13 protein-coding genes, 4 tRNA genes, 2 rRNA genes and 2 riboswitches are annotated in these 16,794 nt (G+C 46.6%); of the genes, 14 read left to right on the forward strand and 5 right to left on the reverse strand.

Annotation, left to right across the window (positions count from 1 at the left end):
• Positions 1–8: 8 nt before the first annotated feature.
• A complete protein-coding gene (locus tag VV1_RS21750) occupies positions 9–305 on the reverse strand; it encodes an isoamylase early set domain-containing protein (protein ID WP_011082297.1) in 297 nt (98 codons plus the stop codon).
• 219 nt (positions 306–524) lie between these two features.
• Between VV1_RS21750 and VV1_RS21755 the strand changes: the two genes are divergently transcribed.
• From VV1_RS21755 to VV1_RS21765, 3 genes are all read left to right on the forward strand, one after another.
• Positions 525–869, forward strand: a complete 345-nt coding sequence (locus VV1_RS21755; protein ID WP_243742171.1) for a hypothetical protein — start codon at positions 525–527, stop codon at positions 867–869.
• Positions 870–914: 45 nt separating this feature from the next.
• Positions 915–1,517, forward strand: coding sequence for a thiol:disulfide interchange protein DsbA/DsbL (locus tag VV1_RS21760; RefSeq protein ID WP_011082299.1), 603 nt, complete (start codon positions 915–917; stop codon positions 1,515–1,517).
• A gap of 132 nt (positions 1,518–1,649) precedes the next feature.
• Complete coding sequence (locus VV1_RS21765; RefSeq protein ID WP_011082300.1) at positions 1,650–3,548, forward strand: PLP-dependent aminotransferase family protein; 1,899 nt, start codon at positions 1,650–1,652, stop codon at positions 3,546–3,548.
• A 68-nt stretch (positions 3,549–3,616) separates the two neighbouring features.
• Here VV1_RS21765 and ribB read toward each other — a convergent pair whose 3' ends face one another.
• Entirely contained in the window at positions 3,617–4,273 is a 657-nt protein-coding gene (ribB, locus tag VV1_RS21770) for a 3,4-dihydroxy-2-butanone-4-phosphate synthase (RefSeq protein WP_011082301.1), read from the reverse strand.
• A gap of 96 nt (positions 4,274–4,369) precedes the next feature.
• Positions 4,370–4,510: riboswitch (FMN riboswitch) on the reverse strand.
• Between the two features lie 197 nt (positions 4,511–4,707).
• On the opposite strand from ribB, the gene VV1_RS21775 reads away from it, so the two are divergent.
• From VV1_RS21775 to VV1_RS21790, 4 genes are all read left to right on the forward strand, one after another.
• Positions 4,708–5,247: a hydrolase gene (locus VV1_RS21775; protein WP_011082303.1), complete on the forward strand. Its 540-nt coding sequence runs from the start codon at positions 4,708–4,710 to the stop codon at positions 5,245–5,247.
• A gap of 96 nt (positions 5,248–5,343) precedes the next feature.
• Positions 5,344–6,147: a Cof-type HAD-IIB family hydrolase gene (locus VV1_RS21780; protein WP_011082304.1), complete on the forward strand. Its 804-nt coding sequence runs from the start codon at positions 5,344–5,346 to the stop codon at positions 6,145–6,147.
• A gap of 151 nt (positions 6,148–6,298) precedes the next feature.
• On the forward strand, positions 6,299–6,589 hold the full coding sequence (locus tag VV1_RS21785) for a hypothetical protein (protein ID WP_011082305.1): 291 nt from the start codon (positions 6,299–6,301) through the stop codon (positions 6,587–6,589).
• 384 nt (positions 6,590–6,973) lie between these two features.
• Entirely contained in the window at positions 6,974–7,417 is a 444-nt protein-coding gene (locus tag VV1_RS21790) for a TetR/AcrR family transcriptional regulator (protein ID WP_011082306.1), read from the forward strand.
• A gap of 335 nt (positions 7,418–7,752) precedes the next feature.
• Here the strand turns inward: VV1_RS21790 and VV1_RS21795 are convergent, their stop codons facing one another.
• From VV1_RS21795 to trmY, 3 genes are all read right to left on the reverse strand, one after another.
• Positions 7,753–8,502: a phosphatase PAP2 family protein gene (locus VV1_RS21795; protein WP_011082307.1), complete on the reverse strand. Its 750-nt coding sequence runs from the start codon at positions 8,500–8,502 to the stop codon at positions 7,753–7,755.
• A 162-nt stretch (positions 8,503–8,664) separates the two neighbouring features.
• Positions 8,665–9,504 carry a bifunctional hydroxymethylpyrimidine kinase/phosphomethylpyrimidine kinase gene (gene thiD, locus VV1_RS21800; protein WP_011082308.1) on the reverse strand — a complete coding sequence of 280 codons (840 nt, stop codon included), beginning with the start codon at positions 9,502–9,504 and terminating at the stop codon, positions 8,665–8,667.
• Between the two features lie 88 nt (positions 9,505–9,592).
• A riboswitch (TPP riboswitch) is annotated at positions 9,593–9,691 on the reverse strand.
• A 147-nt stretch (positions 9,692–9,838) separates the two neighbouring features.
• Positions 9,839–10,435, reverse strand: coding sequence for a tRNA (pseudouridine(54)-N(1))-methyltransferase TrmY (gene trmY, locus VV1_RS21805; protein ID WP_011082309.1), 597 nt, complete (start codon positions 10,433–10,435; stop codon positions 9,839–9,841).
• Positions 10,436–10,632: 197 nt separating this feature from the next.
• On the opposite strand from trmY, the gene VV1_RS21810 reads away from it, so the two are divergent.
• From VV1_RS21810 to VV1_RS21840, 7 genes are all read left to right on the forward strand, one after another.
• The gene (locus VV1_RS21810; RefSeq protein WP_043921218.1) at positions 10,633–11,151 is read left to right on the forward strand and encodes a DUF3087 family protein; all 519 of its coding nucleotides are present in this window, start codon (positions 10,633–10,635) and stop codon (positions 11,149–11,151) included.
• A gap of 442 nt (positions 11,152–11,593) precedes the next feature.
• A 16S ribosomal RNA gene (locus VV1_RS21815) occupies positions 11,594–13,136 on the forward strand.
• 67 nt (positions 13,137–13,203) lie between these two features.
• A tRNA-Glu gene (locus VV1_RS21820) sits at positions 13,204–13,279 on the forward strand.
• Between the two features lies 1 nt (position 13,280).
• Positions 13,281–13,356 (forward strand) — tRNA-Lys (locus tag VV1_RS21825).
• Between the two features lie 14 nt (positions 13,357–13,370).
• A tRNA-Ala gene (locus tag VV1_RS21830) sits at positions 13,371–13,446 on the forward strand.
• Between the two features lie 14 nt (positions 13,447–13,460).
• Positions 13,461–13,536, forward strand: a tRNA-Val gene (locus VV1_RS21835).
• 339 nt (positions 13,537–13,875) lie between these two features.
• Positions 13,876–16,763, forward strand: a 23S ribosomal RNA gene (locus VV1_RS21840).
• Together the 16S and 23S rRNA genes with 4 tRNA genes alongside form the textbook arrangement of a ribosomal RNA operon.
• Positions 16,764–16,794 lie beyond the last annotated feature (31 nt).

Below are 16,794 nucleotides of genomic sequence, written 5' to 3' on the forward strand. Positions count from 1 at the left end.
ATTGGCCATTATTCGCTGGTCAAGACAAAACTATTGTTGCTACCAAAACCGTTGGCAACATAGCCATCAGCCTGCGGATCATTACCCCATTGGTTTTGATTGAAGAGATAGCGGAACTCCACTTTTTGTTCTTTCGGCAGGCGCGTCTTGAATTTAAATAAGCCACTTTTTTTCACCAAAGTCATTGGCTCTGGCTTCCAGTTGTTAAACTCCCCAACAACGTGCGCGCTTTCCCAGTTTTCTTGTTGAACCTCAAACGTCACTTCGACTTCGTCTTTGGTTTTGAAAAAGCGTTTTTTTAACATAACAATATCCTTATATATCTCATAACAACCGAATAAGTATTACTCCTGTTTCATAGTGTTTGCAAGTTACCGAAGCTTGTTCGTAAAGATTGTGATAGGCAGAAGGGAACTGATAGGCAGAAAGAGAGTCATAACTGAGTTATTTACTGATAAGCTTTTGTTGTCTGGATTTTTGTTGTTACTCTAACGCTGATGCTGGAACCCAAGGAGAGGCCACTTTTGTATTCGATTTTAAAAATGCCGTTTGTGATTGTGTTGGCTTTGATGCTGACGCTATTGGCATCGAAAGAAATCGTCAAAAATACGGTGTTGCTTTCTTCTGAAACGGTGGAACACGTGCAGGAGTCCAACTGCCCAGACGTTCATCATGAAATTCAGTTGGAAAGTCAGCAACCCTCTCATGGTTGCCATTCGGTTTGCATTGGGAAAATGCCCGCATCAAAAGGCAGTCACGGGGCTTTTCAACAAGACTATTCTTTGGCATTGATGTCGAAAGATCAATCTGCCAAAGCGACTTCGATGCAAGAAGAACGCTTTCGTCCTCCGATTTCTTCCCTTGTTTAATGTTCGGAAATTTATAACCACAATTCGATTATTCAAGGTATTAACATGATCAAAAAATTTGTTTTCATGCTCTCAGCGCTTTTGCTGAGTGTATCGGCTTATGCAGCGAAATTTGAGCAAGGCACTCATTACACCGTATTACCTACCGCCAAATCGCAGAAACCTGTCGTGACAGAATATTTCTCTTTCTACTGCCCACACTGTTATCGTTTTGAGGGGGTGGTGGAAAGCATGAAGAAATCTCTGCCTGAAGAGGCAAGATTTGAGAAAGTGCATGTTTCCTTTATGGGGGGCGAGATGGGGGTTCCTGTCGCCAAAGCGTACGCCACAATGGTGTCGCTGGATGCAGAAAAAACCATGGTTCCGGCGATGTTCACGCAAATCCACGAAAAACGCAAAGCACCACAAACGGAAGCTGAGTTGCGTCAACTCTTCATCGATAATGGTGTTGATGCCAAGAAATACGATGCGGCTTACAACAGCTTTGCTGTTAACTCGATGCAAAAGCGTTTTGATAAGCAGTTTAAGGAAAGCACCTTAACGGGTGTTCCCGGTGTGATCGTAAATAACAAGTACATTGTGAAAGCAGACAAAATCACGACAATTCAAGAATACAATGAATTGGTGAATTATCTGCTGACACTGTAAAGCAGAAAGAACAAAGTACAAGGCGACCACGGGTCGCCTTTTTTGGCGATGGCAATTTTTAAATGAGCAACTATATTCATATCTGTTTTGGCTAGGTCTGAGGAAGACCATAACAATAAGATAGGTATGAATATGAAAAATAAACACAACGTTAAAATTGGCTATGGACCAGATCTACTCCCTTGGGACGAGCTGGTCCCTGATTTTGCACGAGGGCTGATTTCACCACCGGAAGCCGACCCGACAGAAGTTTACCGCAGAGCAAATCAATCCTTTAATTTTGAAGTGAATGAGATTCGCCAAGCAGACTTTGAGATCCCACCAAACGGCCAAACTGATGATCAACAAAACACCGCCTTTGCCGAAGTGCATCACTATGTAAATCGACAAAAAGAACGATTCTTAGGCTATCAAACCGAAGAGAATATCAACTATCGAGAGCGGATTGCCCCGTTTTTAGATGTGAGCATGAACAACGTGGGTGACCCGTTTGTTGATGGCAACTACACCATCAATACTAAATTTGTCGAACGAATGGTACTCGATTATTTCGCTTCACTGTGGAATGCCAAATGGCCTTCTCAAGGCCCGTATTTAAAAGACGATGGCCGTTGGGAGCGAGGTGACCCTGAAAGTTATTGGGGCTACGTGCTGACGATGGGCAGCACAGAGGGCAACTTGTATGCGATGCTCAATGCGCGTGACTATCTCTCTGGCCAAACGTTACTGGATGATGAAATTTGTGGCGAAGATGCACACGGGCGCACGATCACGACAAGTCAACTTTATGCCCACTATCCGCAAGCGCCACAAGAAAATCCCAATGCTTATACGCCAGTGGCATTTTTCTCTGAGGACACCCACTATTCGATTGTCAAAGCGATGTCGGTCGAGAAAATTGAGACCTTTGGTGCCTTGGGCAACCGACTTTATCCTAACGACAACCCGCTTGGAAAAGGCGAAGTGTGGCCTGCGGAAGTGCCTTCTGAAGCGCCAGCAGAAGGTTTGCCTGTTGGCTCAGGCGCGATCGATGTCGATAAGTTGGTGAAGTACGTTGAGTTCTTTGCCGAGAAAGGTTACCCAATTATTGTGGTGCTCAACTACGGTACGACCTTCAAAGGTGCGTACGACAATATCGATCAAGCGACCTTGGCGTTGGAGACAGTGCTGAAAAAACATGGGCTCTATGAGCGCCAAGTTCCGGTCGATCCAAACGATCCTTCAAAAACTGAGACGCGCACGGGCTATTGGATTCACGTGGACGGTGCGCTCGGCGCAAGTTACATGCCGTTTGTCAAAATGGCCGCGAATTTGCGCGAGTATGAAGGCTTCTTTGAAGAGAACCATTGTTACACCGGGCCAGATTTCGACTTCCGCAACCCTATGGTGCATTCCATTGTCACCAGTGGCCATAAGTGGCCAGGTGCACCTTGGCCGACTGGGGTATACATGACCAAGCACCAGTTTATGGTTTCTCCACCGGATAACCCGACTTACATTGGCTCGCCTGACACCACGTTTGCTGGCTCACGCAGTGGCATTTCCCCTTTGATTCTTTGGGACTATTTCGCCAAGCACAGTTACGAAAAGCAGATTGAGTTGGCGATGAAAGGGCAGAAGATGGCGCAATATGCTTATGAAAAGTTGCAAGAAGTGGCGAACTATTGGGAAGACAAAGGAGCTGATATTGGTGTTCCCAAAGGGTTATGGTTGCAACGAACGCCGCTCTCTTTATCGCTTATTTTCTGTCAGCCAAAGGATGACATCATTTTCAAATACTCGTTAGCCAAAGAAGAGATTGACGAGCCAAATCCAGAAACAGGCCGTAAGACACGAAAATACGTCCATATGTTTACCATGTGGGACGTGACTGAGAAACTGATTGATGAGTTGTGCGACGATCTCAAAGCGGATGATGCGTTTAATGTGGCGGACTTTAAACCGTTAACCAATGTTCGTCGTACTCGCGACTTACCACATTCGAGTGCCCATTTGGTCAAGTTACCACTGAAAGGACGTTCGTTTAGATAAATAGAGAATAAGAGACCAATAAGGCCAGCAATGCTGGCCTTAATTCATACAGTATCTTTGAAGGTATTTTACGCCAATTTGAGATCGTACTGATTGCGGTACATCACCATGTCTTCAATGGTGAGCACTGGCATATTGTGTTGCTTGCCGAAGGCAATGATCTCGGGCGTTTTGGCCATGGTCCCATCAGGATTGGTCAACTCACACAAAACACCCGCTGGCTGTAATCCGGCCATTTGCATCAGATCAACCGTGCCTTCGGTATGACCGCGACGAGCCAACACACCCCCTGGACGAGCACGTAACGGGAAGACATGACCCGGGCGCGCTAAGTCGTCTGCTTTTGCTGACGGGTTTGCAGCAGTTTTGATAGTGGTTACTCGGTCTTGCGCAGAAACACCTGTGGTGACACCTTGTTTTGCTTCAATGGAGACGGTAAATGCGGTTTGGTTGGCGCTGTTGTTGTTAACGACCATGGGTGGCAGTTCCAACTTGTTGGCGTGCTCGTCGGTGAGGCACAAACACACAATGCCGCTGCATTCGCGAATCATCAACGCCATTTGTGCGTTGGTAAGATGCTCGACGGAATAGATAATGTCGCCTTCGTTTTCACGATCTTCATCATCGAGCAGTAGTACGCCACGGCCCTCTTTGAGCGCAAGCAAAGCGTTTTCAACGCGAGTAATCGGATCGCCAAATTCGGCAAGTAGAGATGACTGATTCATGGTTAACTCCTAATAATCACCAGAATCAGGGCAGCATGAGGCTGGAAGTGTTTCTTCCAAAACGAAATGCACCAGAGCCAGAGGGCACTGGTGAAGTTTCATTCTCTCTCATCCGGACTATAACCGTCGGCTCTGGCCTCTCACCAGATCTGCTGACCTCGACGAATCGAGCGCTCGCGGGCTCACCTCATTCGGTATACCGCCGGTGGGGAATTTCGCCCCGCCCTGAGAATAAAAAATAATTTAGCCAAACGTCTGTCTCACACAGCACGTCAGCCGAAGTATGTTACTGCGGAAAAAGCATCAGGAAAAGTCACGTGTGTCTGTTTGTTTGATTTATGCACAGCTCTTATTGGCCTTTGGTCGTGATGTAGGCAACTGAAAAGCAAGCTATAGTGAAAGCAAACAGACGGGTTGGATTGATAGAGGTCAGCATGCTAGAGAAAGAAAAAACGGGGCTAATTGTAGTGGATGTGCAAGGGAAGTTGGCGCAGATGGTGGATCAAAGTGAACAGATGATCAATAACATCACTAAGTTGATTGAAGGGGCAAAGCAGTTAGCGCTGCCCATCATTTGGTTGGAGCAAATCCCTGAAAACTTAGGTGCTACGGTTGCGCCTATTGCCAATGCGTTGCAGGAACATAAACCATTGCATAAGTCTACCTTCTCTGGATGTGGCACGAAGGCTATTAGTGATGCGATCCAAGCAAGTAACGTTCAGCAGTGGCTGCTATGCGGCATTGAAGCGCACATTTGTGTTTATCAAACGGCTGTCGATTTGAAACACATGGGCTACCAAGTGGAGGTGGTGACAGATTGTGTCTCATCCCGAGATCCGCAAAACAAAGCCTTAGCATTGAGAAAATTTGAAGCCAATGGCATCGGTTTGTCGGGTTTGGAAATGGCGCTTTTTGAATTAATGCGTGATGGCAGGTGTCCAGAATTTAAGCAGCTACTGCCGCTTTTTAAGTAACATTCTCTATGAGTTGTACCACTCATCAAGACTGTACAAACTCGATATTTTCTGGTGACATAATGGCCTTTCTCTTCTGTTTAGAGTCGTAATTAAATGTCGTTGTCAGAAATCAAATTCATTGCTGCCGATATGGATGGCACCCTACTGGATCCATCAGGAAAATTGGCACCAGAGTTTTTCCACATCTATCAAACGTTAGAAGATAAAGGAATTATCTTTGCGGCTGCCTCTGGTCGGCAGTATTACAGCCTGCGTGAGACGTTTGCACCAATCAACGATCGCATGATGTTTATTGCGGAAAACGGCACATTAGTCATGCACCAAGGAAAAGAGCTCTACAGCTGTGGTTTAGCTAGCGCTGATATAAAAGACATTATTCAGTTGGCTCGCACCATTGATGGTGCCCACATTGTGCTATGTGGTAAAGAATCGGCTTATGTCGAAACAAAGCATCCTGAGGCGATTGAAGAAATCAGTAAGTATTACCATCGCTGCCAATATGTCCCCGATCTGCTGGATGTTGATGAGGCTTTCATCAAAGTGGCGATTTGTCATTTTGAAGGTTCACAAGAAAAATTACACGCATCATTCAGCGAACGTTTTGATGCGACCCATCAGGTGGTGGTGAGTGCCAAGATTTGGTTGGATGTGATGAACGCAGAAGCGTCAAAAGGCGCGGCGATTAGACATTTACAGCAAACGTTGGGTTTTACACGCCAACAAACCATGAGCTTTGGTGATTATTTCAATGACGTAGAAATGCTTAAACAAAGCTACCATTCCTATGCGATGGCCAACGCCCATCCTGAAGTGAAAGCACTCGCTCGTTTTATCGCACCAAGCAATGAAGAGTCTGGTGTTTTGCAGGTTATCCAGCAGCAGGTGTTGTCTGATTAAATACCCAATCAAATGACTCGATATGCGCAATTTTTACGTTTTTTGCACGACAAGTTAACCGGGATCAATATTCCAACCGATTTGGCCTCCACTGCGTAGAAACTCTCCTAAACTGATGTTGGGATGGTAACCGCACAGTTTGGAGGGCGTCATGATCACGGTACATAGGGATTATCGAGTGAGTATTAAACCAGAGCGCTATGCACATGTAGAAATCAACCCAGTAGGAAAGCTTGATGTTGAAATAAAAGGTCAGCGTCAACACTATGTGGCTGATTTTGAACAGTTGGCTTTCTCTAGCGATGAACAAGGGGTGGCATTAGTTTGTCAAAAGGCACACTCTCCTTGGAAAGTGATGCTTGCGACCGCAGACGCGCAAGAGCTAAAAAGTTTGGTTAAAGAAGCACAAGAAGAGTACGAAATCTTAATGCGCGATCTCTAATTTTTATGGTTGCGCCTGCTCATACCTGACTTAAAACGTTTTGACTGAACAAAATCCTTCGTATTGCGCGAAGGATTTTTGCTTTTTGGCTATCCTCAATGGTGTGAGGCTTGCTGATATCGAACCGCGTGAAAATAAAATAAAAGAAGTCGTCTTTTATTTGTGCTATTGATAAACACTCAAATTGTGGTCTTTTTGATCATTGCAAGTGTCATAAAATGGTACTTTTTGATTGATTGTTGCGCTTTTTGAGCCTTGTTGATAATAATAATAGCGGATTCATGAGAGGAGAATGTCGCTAAAGTCGGACCACTTTATCGATCAATTTTCTTGAGCAGGTTTTATGAAAGCGTTAGGATTTGCCGCTTTTAGTAGGAGATGACAATGCCAAGAGTCAGCCAAGCTGTGGCCAAAAAAACACACCAAAATATTATAGATGCATCGTTTAAAATACTCCTGCTAGAAGGCTATGAACACTTAACCTATACGCATATTGCTGAGAAAACAGGGGTGAGTCGTTCTTGTGTGAATGGCCATTTCAAGAAAAAAGAAGAATTATTGGATGAGCTCAAACCGAAAGCGGTCGAACACATCATCCAAGCCCTTGAATTTTCATCCCCTGAAGCGTTTTATCTCTCTTGGGTTAACGCTGTAAATGAAAATCGAATGTTTCGAAACCTCATCCAAAATGGGGGAAAAATCATTTGTAGGGCGGAAGGGCAAATGTCTCTCACCAATCGAATCTCTGGGGACTCTAAAAAAGCGGAAAAAGCGCTTTATATGGCGATCGGTTATGCAGTCGTCCATATTAGCTGCCCTATATGCTGAGCTAATTAAAAAGGTTTTTGGTGGGTTAAAAAACAACCAAAGGTAAACCAGCAATGTCACAAAAAAGTCAGTAAATAACGGATGATGGGTTTTATTTCTTTCCTTTCCGTATTGTCTCGCTATAATGTGCTCGTCTAAGTGAGTTGGTCCTCACAGACAACACTTTCTATGCTTTGGTTGTAAAACTAGCTTACCTTAAATAGCTTTTGGTCGCTTGGTTGTCCTACTTTTACCAAACGACCTTCTTTTTACGTTCATTTTGAACACCATTCAGTTTCTTCATAATTATTCACCCCCCTCTATACCTTGGCAGATAAATGTGAAACACGGCTACTTTAAACCGTGCTTTCCGGAATGCGTAAAAACTTCCTTACTGGTGTAGGTATCGGTAGAAAATTTGGCAATAGCACGGTGATCATGACAATGAATGCAAGTGAGCCAAATAGATCCTCTGGTCGGTGCATACCAATCCACAAGCGGCTATAAGCGACCAAGCTTGCCCAAGCAAGGGTTATGACAAACGCCACATAGCGCTTTTGCATCAGGAAGAGACCACCAAAGAAAGCCACACATAAACTAGCAAATATGGTATGGCCTGAGGGGAAGGAGTAGTCGGTTTCACCTTCCCAATGTTGCAAACGCCATGGGCTGATCGTTTCTTCGAGTGTTTTGACTCGTGCGACTTGTTGATCCGCGTCGAGATTGTAGAACGCTTGTGGGGTATCAACTAAATGTTCTGACGCCATCAGTTCGGTGTAGGGACGGGGTGACTCTGTGAATTGCTTTAATCCCGTTTTTCCCGCGAAACTTAAAACCAGCATAAGTGCTAGTACCGCTAATCGACCTACAACAAAATATCGTCCAGAGTGTTTACGTAAAACCAGCAAGCTTAAAGCGACCAGGGTAATAGCAAAACCTTTACTGCCAGCTGAATCGGTCACTAGGGTAAAAGTGAGACCAAGAAAGTCTGGAACAGGAGACGTCAAATCAATGCCTGAGGCAAACCAAGTAACCAAAGTAAGCAAAGCTGCGAAACACGAAAGAGCGATTAGTGAGTAACGTTTTGGTGTGAATACTGTTTTCATCGAGAAAGCTTGTGAAGAAAAACCGCCATTATAGGTGAGTGTGCCAGATGGAAGTATCAAGCATCTGTCAATTATTTCGAGATTGGTTCTAAGCTCGGTAGCGAGTGTAGGCCTTGGGAAAACACTTACTCCCGAGCAAACGATGACGATGGAGGTCCTTCTCTAGCGGACGTGCATGTGTCCTGCAAAGAAGTGATTGACGGGGCCATGACCTTGACCAACGGATAGCTCATCGGCATGAGCGATTGCCTGTGATATGTATTGTTTAGCTAAGAAGACAGCCTTGTGCAAGCGATGACCTTGAGCCAAGTAGGACGCAATGGCGGAAGATAATGTGCAGCCAGTACCATGAGTGTTACGTGTGGAGTGGCGTTTGCTACGGATGAATTCGCAAAACTGTGGTGTGATTAAAAGATCACTACTGTGGGACTCATTCTGCAAATGCCCGCCTTTTAATAAGATGGCAGGGCAGTTCAGCGCTTTCAAACTTTCGACGCTCGAGATCATCTCATTTTCAGTGTTCGGGATGGGCATTCCGGTGAGCGCCACATATTCTGGGATATTTGGCGTCACGATATCAGCAAGTGGAATCAAGTGCTCCTTCAGTGCTGCAATCGCATCTGGTTGTAATAAAGCGTGGCCGCTGGTGGAAATCATAACGGGATCGAGCACCACTTTCTCAGGCGCGTATTGGCGAATCTTTTCGGCGACTAATCGAATAATATGACGGTCTGCAAGCATACCAATTTTAACCGCTTGAATATTGAGATCGCTGAAAACAGCATCAAGCTGCGCGGCAACACACTCGGTAGGGATCGGAAATACGGCATTCACGCCCATCGTGTTTTGCGCGGTGATGGCTGTGATCACTGAGCTTGCGTAACTGCCCGTCGCTGAAATGGTTTTTATATCGGCTTGTATACCAGCCCCCCCCCCACTGTCAGAACCAGCAATGGTGAGAACGCATGGAATAAGAGATTGAGTAGTTGAAGTAAGTAGCATCTTGTATCCTAGAACAAGACGTACAGGAACTGTCTATACCAACAATATTATCAACTATATTGGTATACCAACGCATAAAGCAGAAAGTTATATGCGCGTAATAGTTCCCTACGTCAGTATTAACTGAATCAGGTTCAACGGGTCTCGCGTGGCGATCTCAGCCGATAAGGCTCCCCGACTATGTTGGCAAAAATGATATCAGTAATTGGACTCGACGCAAGAAAGTATTCAAGGGCACAAAGACACTTTGAGTGTTGTCAACGTGTTGATTGGGATAGACAGCGTCAATGATGAATCTTGAGCAAGAAAAAGGGCTCTAATGAGCCCTTCGCATTTATTCCTGCAGATCCAATTCATTTTGAATCAAAGTAACGCATTGGGAGGCAAACAACATTTTAGGACCAAGGCTAATGTTTTGCGTTCCGAGACGCTTCAGGCTGTTAAAGGTTTTCTTTGGCATCGGAATATGGTCAGTAAGCAAAAAACAAGGATTGGCAGCAAACTTAATGTCGCGAACAAACTCGCCTTTCTTTTCCAACATATATAGCTGATGGTTTTCGGCAAGCTGTTGGACCAATCGTTCAAAGCTAATTGTACGAACGGTGACACCTGGTTCGACATTTCTTAATTCTTCTTTGCCCATACCCGTAGAAGCATCAAGCGCACGAACAACAATGTTCAACAAATTTGCTTCGTGGAAGCCGCCCACGTTTGAAACTTCGTTAGAGTGAATGGTAATCGTACGCGAAAAGTCTTTGGTACTCTCTAAAACCAGATGAACGACAACATCTTGGCGATGTGACTGTGCGACAAACATCGTGTTCATCAGAGTATGTGCAAGAATCTCAGTATGAGCCTCGTTACCGACTCCTTCTAATAACGCTCGACTGTTTGTCGGCGCTGCGCGTGCGCGTAATACAAATGTACGCATGATAGACCTTTGCAGTGAATTCGAATGCACGGAGTATATACCTAACAAATAGTCTGTTGCGAGTCATGCTGTTATCAAAGTGAGTATTCGAAGTAGAGTGAGAGAGAGCAACTGAGAGAAAGCTTACAAAGGAAACGTTGCGAGTGCATATTGCTTGGTTAAACTAGTCTGGCACTAAAAGAAGGAGGGCGGTATTCGTGCGTCAAATAAATCAAGAAGAATATAGAAAGAAAGGGAACATGGTGATAGTGGCGTTTCTACTGGCTTTTGCCTGTTCTGCCATTGCATTTAGTACATTGTTGATTGCCCTATTTGGCAACACAGAGATTGTAGAAGGCGAATCAACGGGAAACTTTGTTTGGAACCTAGTCGGAGTAGTTATTGCTCTTGTCAGTACGCTTTCAATATTGAATCAAATAAAGACGCATCGCTATTTTGATGAGCTTTTGTATGTATGGAAGCTTAAACAGACTCATTTAAAGATCTATCGTAAAGTGAATATCCTTAAACATGCTGCTCATAACGAACACAATGAGAGAGCAATGACCATTCTTAAGTTTTACTATCAAACTCAGCAGCAAGTGTACGAGTTAGACAACAATACACTGACAATAAAGAGTGTATTGAATGAGCTGGAAAGGATTCGTCAGTGGGAACAAAACCACAGAGTGCTCAATGCATCCGATTTCCAAGCTGTTTGGTTGAACGATTTCTGACGAAAACAGATGCTTTTTTTTAACATGGAACCAAGAAAAATAACCCTTTGATTGTTTCTTGCGCGAACGAACGGTTTTGTGACATTTTTTATCGAAAAGCACTTGCCAAAGAAACTTCGTTCCCTATAATGCGCATCCACCGACACGGCAGACAGCGTAAGGCTTCAGCAAGGTCGGGTGAGGCAAAAGCTTCTGAGAAAATAAATTTGAAAAAGTGTTTGACTCTTCAAATTAACTCGCTAGAATGCACCTCCGCTTTGAGAGAAAAGCTTCTCGAAAAGCAAGCTCTTTAACAATATAAACCTATCAATCTGTGTGGGCACTCGTTGATGATAATCCAAAAGATTTATCAATGAACTGAGTGACCAAAACGATACTAAGTATCGGCACAGTCAATTTATTCAGTATTCATTGAGCCGAAGCGAAAGCTTCAAAAAACTTTTAATTGAAGAGTTTGATCATGGCTCAGATTGAACGCTGGCGGCAGGCCTAACACATGCAAGTCGAGCGGCAGCACAGAGAAACTTGTTTCTCGGGTGGCAAGCGGCGGACGGGTGAGTAATGCCTGGGAAATTGCCCTGATGTGGGGGATAACCATTGGAAACGATGGCTAATACCGCATGATGCCTACGGGCCAAAGAGGGGGACCTTCGGGCCTCTCGCGTCAGGATATGCCCAGGTGGGATTAGCTAGTTGGTGAGGTAAGGGCTCACCAAGGCGACGATCCCTAGCTGGTCTGAGAAGATGATCAGCCACACTGGAACTGAGACACGGTCCAGACTTCTACGGGAGGCAGCAGTGGGGAATATTGCACAATGGGCGCAAGCCTGATGCAGCCATGCCGCGTGTGTGAAGAAGGCCTTCGGGTTGTAAAGCACTTTCAGTTGTGAGGAAGGTGGTGTCGTTAATAGCGGCATCATTTGACGTTAGCAACAGAAGAAGCACCGGCTAACTCCGTGCCAGCAGCCGCGGTAATACGGAGGGTGCGAGCGTTAATCGGAATTACTGGGCGTAAAGCGCATGCAGGTGGTTTGTTAAGTCAGATGTGAAAGCCCGGGGCTCAACCTCGGAACTGCATTTGAAACTGGCAGACTAGAGTACTGTAGAGGGGGGTAGAATTTCAGGTGTAGCGGTGAAATGCGTAGAGATCTGAAGGAATACCGGTGGCGAAGGCGGCCCCCTGGACAGATACTGACACTCAGATGCGAAAGCGTGGGGAGCAAACAGGATTAGATACCCTGGTAGTCCACGCTGTAAACGATGTCTACTTGGAGGTTGTGGCCTTGAGCCGTGGCTTTCGGAGCTAACGCGTTAAGTAGACCGCCTGGGGAGTACGGTCGCAAGATTAAAACTCAAATGAATTGACGGGGGCCCGCACAAGCGGTGGAGCATGTGGTTTAATTCGATGCAACGCGAAGAACCTTACCTACTCTTGACATCCAGAGAAGCCAGCGGAGACGCAGGTGTGCCTTCGGGAACTCTGAGACAGGTGCTGCATGGCTGTCGTCAGCTCGTGTTGTGAAATGTTGGGTTAAGTCCCGCAACGAGCGCAACCCTTATCCTTGTTTGCCAGCGAGTAATGTCGGGAACTCCAGGGAGACTGCCGGTGATAAACCGGAGGAAGGTGGGGACGACGTCAAGTCATCATGGCCCTTACGAGTAGGGCTACACACGTGCTACAATGGCGCATACAGAGGGCGGCCAACTTGCGAAAGTGAGCGAATCCCAAAAAGTGCGTCGTAGTCCGGATTGGAGTCTGCAACTCGACTCCATGAAGTCGGAATCGCTAGTAATCGTGGATCAGAATGCCACGGTGAATACGTTCCCGGGCCTTGTACACACCGCCCGTCACACCATGGGAGTGGGCTGCAAAAGAAGTGGGTAGTTTAACCTTCGGGAGGACGCTCACCACTTTGTGGTTCATGACTGGGGTGAAGTCGTAACAAGGTAGCGCTAGGGGAACCTGGCGCTGGATCACCTCCTTATACGATGATTATTGCGATGAGTGTTCACACAGATTGATATGGTTTAGAAAGTTTAGAGTATCTTAGTGTCCCGTTCGTCTAGAGGCCTAGGACACCGCCCTTTCACGGCGGTAACAGGGGTTCGACTCCCCTACGGGATACCATGGGTCGTTAGCTCAGTCGGTAGAGCAGTTGACTTTTAATCAATTGGTCGCAGGTTCGAATCCTGCACGACCCACCATTACTTCAAGAGTTGGGGTTATAGCTCAGCTGGGAGAGCGCCTGCCTTGCACGCAGGAGGTCTGCGGTTCGATCCCGCATAGCTCCACCATTCTTGAATGCAATGGGCGATTAGCTCAGTTGGGAGAGCACCTGCCTTACAAGCAGGGGGTCACTGGTTCGAACCCGGTATCGCCCACCACTCTTTAAATATTTTTAGTGTTTCTTGATGAAAACCACCTTCTTTATGTTTGTGGTTGATTTTTCGACGCTGAGAGTCTTTAAAAAGTGTGTTTCTCGTAGAGAATTGCATTGCTCTTTAACAATTTGGAAAGCTGACAAAACAACAATTTATTGTTGTTTGTAAAGTTCTCAATGTTTGTCTTTAAGACAAACACCAACAAACACATTCAAGTGTTCTTGGGAATGTCACTTATAGTGACTATTCGAAATTGAGTCCGGCAAAATCAACGCTATCTCGCTCATTCAAATAATGAGATAGCAACTTTGGTTGTTTAACAAAGACCCTTTGGGGTTGTATGGTTAAGTGACTAAGCGTACACGGTGGATGCCTTGGCAGTCAGAGGCGATGAAGGACGTAGTAACTTGCGATAAGCGTAGATGAGGCAGTAACAGCCACTTGAGTCTACGATTTCCGAATGGGGAAACCCACTGGCATAAGCCAGTATCATTGAGTGAATACATAGCTCAATGAAGCGAACCGGGAGAACTGAAACATCTAAGTACCCCGAGGAAAAGAAATCAACCGAGATTCCGAAAGTAGCGGCGAGCGAAATTGGATTAGCCCTTAAGCTTTACATGTGTTAGACGAACGGTCTGGAAAGTCCGACGATACAGGGTGATAGTCCCGTAGTTGTAGATGCATGTTCAGTGAAATCGAGTAGGGCGGGACACGTGTTATCCTGTCTGAATATGGGGGGACCATCCTCCAAGGCTAAATACTCCTGACTGACCGATAGTGAACCAGTACCGTGAGGGAAAGGCGAAAAGAACCCCTGTGAGGGGAGTGAAATAGAACCTGAAACCGTGTACGTACAAGCAGTAGGAGCACCTTCGTGGTGTGACTGCGTACCTTTTGTATAATGGGTCAGCGACTTATATTCAGTGGCAAGGTTAACCATCTAGGGGAGCCGTAGGGAAACCGAGTCTTAACTGGGCGCCATAGTCTCTGGATATAGACCCGAAACCGAGTGATCTAGCCATGGGCAGGTTGAAGGTTGAGTAACATCAACTGGAGGACCGAACCGACTAATGTTGAAAAATTAGCGGATGACTTGTGGCTAGGGGTGAAAGGCCAATCAAACTCGGAGATAGCTGGTTCTCCCCGAAAGCTATTTAGGTAGCGCCTCGGACGAATACTACTGGGGGTAGAGCACTGTTAAGGCTAGGGGGTCATCCCGACTTACCAACCCTTTGCAAACTCCGAATACCAGTAAGTACTATCCGGGAGACACACGGCGGGTGCTAACGTCCGTCGTGGAGAGGGAAACAACCCAGACCGCCAGCTAAGGTCCCAAATTACAGCTAAGTGGGAAACGATGTGGGAAGGCTTAGACAGCTAGGATGTTGGCTTAGAAGCAGCCATCATTTAAAGAAAGCGTAATAGCTCACTAGTCGAGTCGGCCTGCGCGGAAGATGTAACGGGGCTAAGTTGTAAACCGAAGCTGCGGCAATATCTTTTAGATATTGGGTAGGGGAGCGTTCTGTAAGCCGTTGAAGGTGTGTTGTAAAGCATGCTGGAGGTATCAGAAGTGCGAATGCTGACATGAGTAACGACAAGGGGGGTGAAAAACCTCCCCGCCGGAAGACCAAGGGTTCCTGTCCAACGTTAATCGGGGCAGGGTAAGTCGACCCCTAAGGCGAGGCCGAAAGGCGTAGTCGATGGGAAACGGGTTAATATTCCCGTACTTCTTACAATTGCGATGGGGGGACGGAGAAGGCTAGGTGGGCCTGGCGACGGTTGTCCAGGTTCAAGTGCGTAGGCTGAGTGTTTAGGTAAATCCGGATACTCTTAAGGCTGAGACACGACGTCGAGCTACTACGGTAGTGAAGTCATTGATGCCATGCTTCCAGGAAAAGCCTCTAAGCTTCAGATTGTAAGGAATCGTACCCCAAACCGACACAGGTGGTCGGGTAGAGAATACCAAGGCGCTTGAGAGAACTCGGGTGAAGGAACTAGGCAAAATGGTACCGTAACTTCGGGAGAAGGTACGCTCTCGACGGTGAAGTCCCTCGCGGATGGAGCTATTGAGAGTCGCAGATACCAGGTGGCTGCAACTGTTTATTAAAAACACAGCACTGTGCAAAATCGTAAGATGACGTATACGGTGTGACGCCTGCCCGGTGCCGGAAGGTTAATTGATGGGGTTAGCGTAAGCGAAGCTCTTGATCGAAGCCCCGGTAAACGGCGGCCGTAACTATAACGGTCCTAAGGTAGCGAAATTCCTTGTCGGGTAAGTTCCGACCTGCACGAATGGCGTAATGATGGCCACGCTGTCTCCACCCGAGACTCAGTGAAATTGAAATCGCTGTGAAGATGCAGTGTACCCGCGGCTAGACGGAAAGACCCCGTGAACCTTTACTACAGCTTGGCACTGAACATTGAACCTACATGTGTAGGATAGGTGGGAGGCTTTGAAGACGTGACGCCAGTTGCGTTGGAGCCGTCCTTGAAATACCACCCTTGTATGTTTGATGTTCTAACGTTGGCCCCTAATCGGGGTTGCGGACAGTGCCTGGTGGGTAGTTTGACTGGGGCGGTCTCCTCCCAAAGAGTAACGGAGGAGCACGAAGGTGGGCTAATCACGGTTGGACATCGTGAGGTTAGTGCAATGGCATAAGCCCGCTTAACTGCGAGAATGACGGTTCGAGCAGGTGCGAAAGCAGGTCATAGTGATCCGGTGGTTCTGAATGGAAGGGCCATCGCTCAACGGATAAAAGGTACTCCGGGGATAACAGGCTGATACCGCCCAAGAGTTCATATCGACGGCGGTGTTTGGCACCTCGATGTCGGCTCATCACATCCTGGGGCTGAAGTCGGTCCCAAGGGTATGGCTGTTCGCCATTTAAAGTGGTACGCGAGCTGGGTTTAGAACGTCGTGAGACAGTTCGGTCCCTATCTGCCGTGGGCGTTGGAAGATTGAAGGGGGCTGCTCCTAGTACGAGAGGACCGGAGTGGACGAACCTCTGGTGTTCGGGTTGTGTCGCCAGACGCATTGCCCGGTAGCTAAGTTCGGAATCGATAACCGCTGAAAGCATCTAAGCGGGAAGCGAGCCCTGAGATGAGTCTTCCCTGATACTTTAAGTATCCTGAAGGGTTGTTCGAGACTAGAACGTTGATAGGCAGGGTGTGTAAGCGCTGTGAGGCGTTGAGCTAACCTGTACTAATTGCCCGTGAGGCTTAACCATACAACACCCAAAGGGTTTTGATGGACTCAAA

Source organism: Vibrio vulnificus CMCP6 (assembly GCF_000039765.1).
GTDB lineage: Bacteria > Pseudomonadota > Gammaproteobacteria > Enterobacterales > Vibrionaceae > Vibrio > Vibrio vulnificus_B.

What these genes read in the sequence shown, in the direction of transcription:
- VV1_RS21750 (WP_011082297.1), bottom strand. Translation starts at nt 305, where the DNA reads ATGTTAAAAAAACGCTTTTTCAAAACCAAAGACGAAGTCGAAGTGACG.
- VV1_RS21760 (WP_011082299.1), top strand. Translation starts at nt 915, where the DNA reads ATGATCAAAAAATTTGTTTTCATGCTCTCAGCGCTTTTGCTGAGTGTA.
- VV1_RS21765 (WP_011082300.1), top strand. Translation starts at nt 1,650, where the DNA reads ATGAAAAATAAACACAACGTTAAAATTGGCTATGGACCAGATCTACTC.
- ribB (WP_011082301.1), bottom strand. Translation starts at nt 4,273, where the DNA reads ATGAATCAGTCATCTCTACTTGCCGAATTTGGCGATCCGATTACTCGC.
- VV1_RS21775 (WP_011082303.1), top strand. Translation starts at nt 4,708, where the DNA reads ATGCTAGAGAAAGAAAAAACGGGGCTAATTGTAGTGGATGTGCAAGGG.
- VV1_RS21780 (WP_011082304.1), top strand. Translation starts at nt 5,344, where the DNA reads ATGTCGTTGTCAGAAATCAAATTCATTGCTGCCGATATGGATGGCACC.
- VV1_RS21785 (WP_011082305.1), top strand. Translation starts at nt 6,299, where the DNA reads ATGATCACGGTACATAGGGATTATCGAGTGAGTATTAAACCAGAGCGC.
- VV1_RS21790 (WP_011082306.1), top strand. Translation starts at nt 6,974, where the DNA reads ATGCCAAGAGTCAGCCAAGCTGTGGCCAAAAAAACACACCAAAATATT.
- VV1_RS21795 (WP_011082307.1), bottom strand. Translation starts at nt 8,502, where the DNA reads ATGAAAACAGTATTCACACCAAAACGTTACTCACTAATCGCTCTTTCG.
- thiD (WP_011082308.1), bottom strand. Translation starts at nt 9,504, where the DNA reads ATGCTACTTACTTCAACTACTCAATCTCTTATTCCATGCGTTCTCACC.
- trmY (WP_011082309.1), bottom strand. Translation starts at nt 10,435, where the DNA reads ATGCGTACATTTGTATTACGCGCACGCGCAGCGCCGACAAACAGTCGA.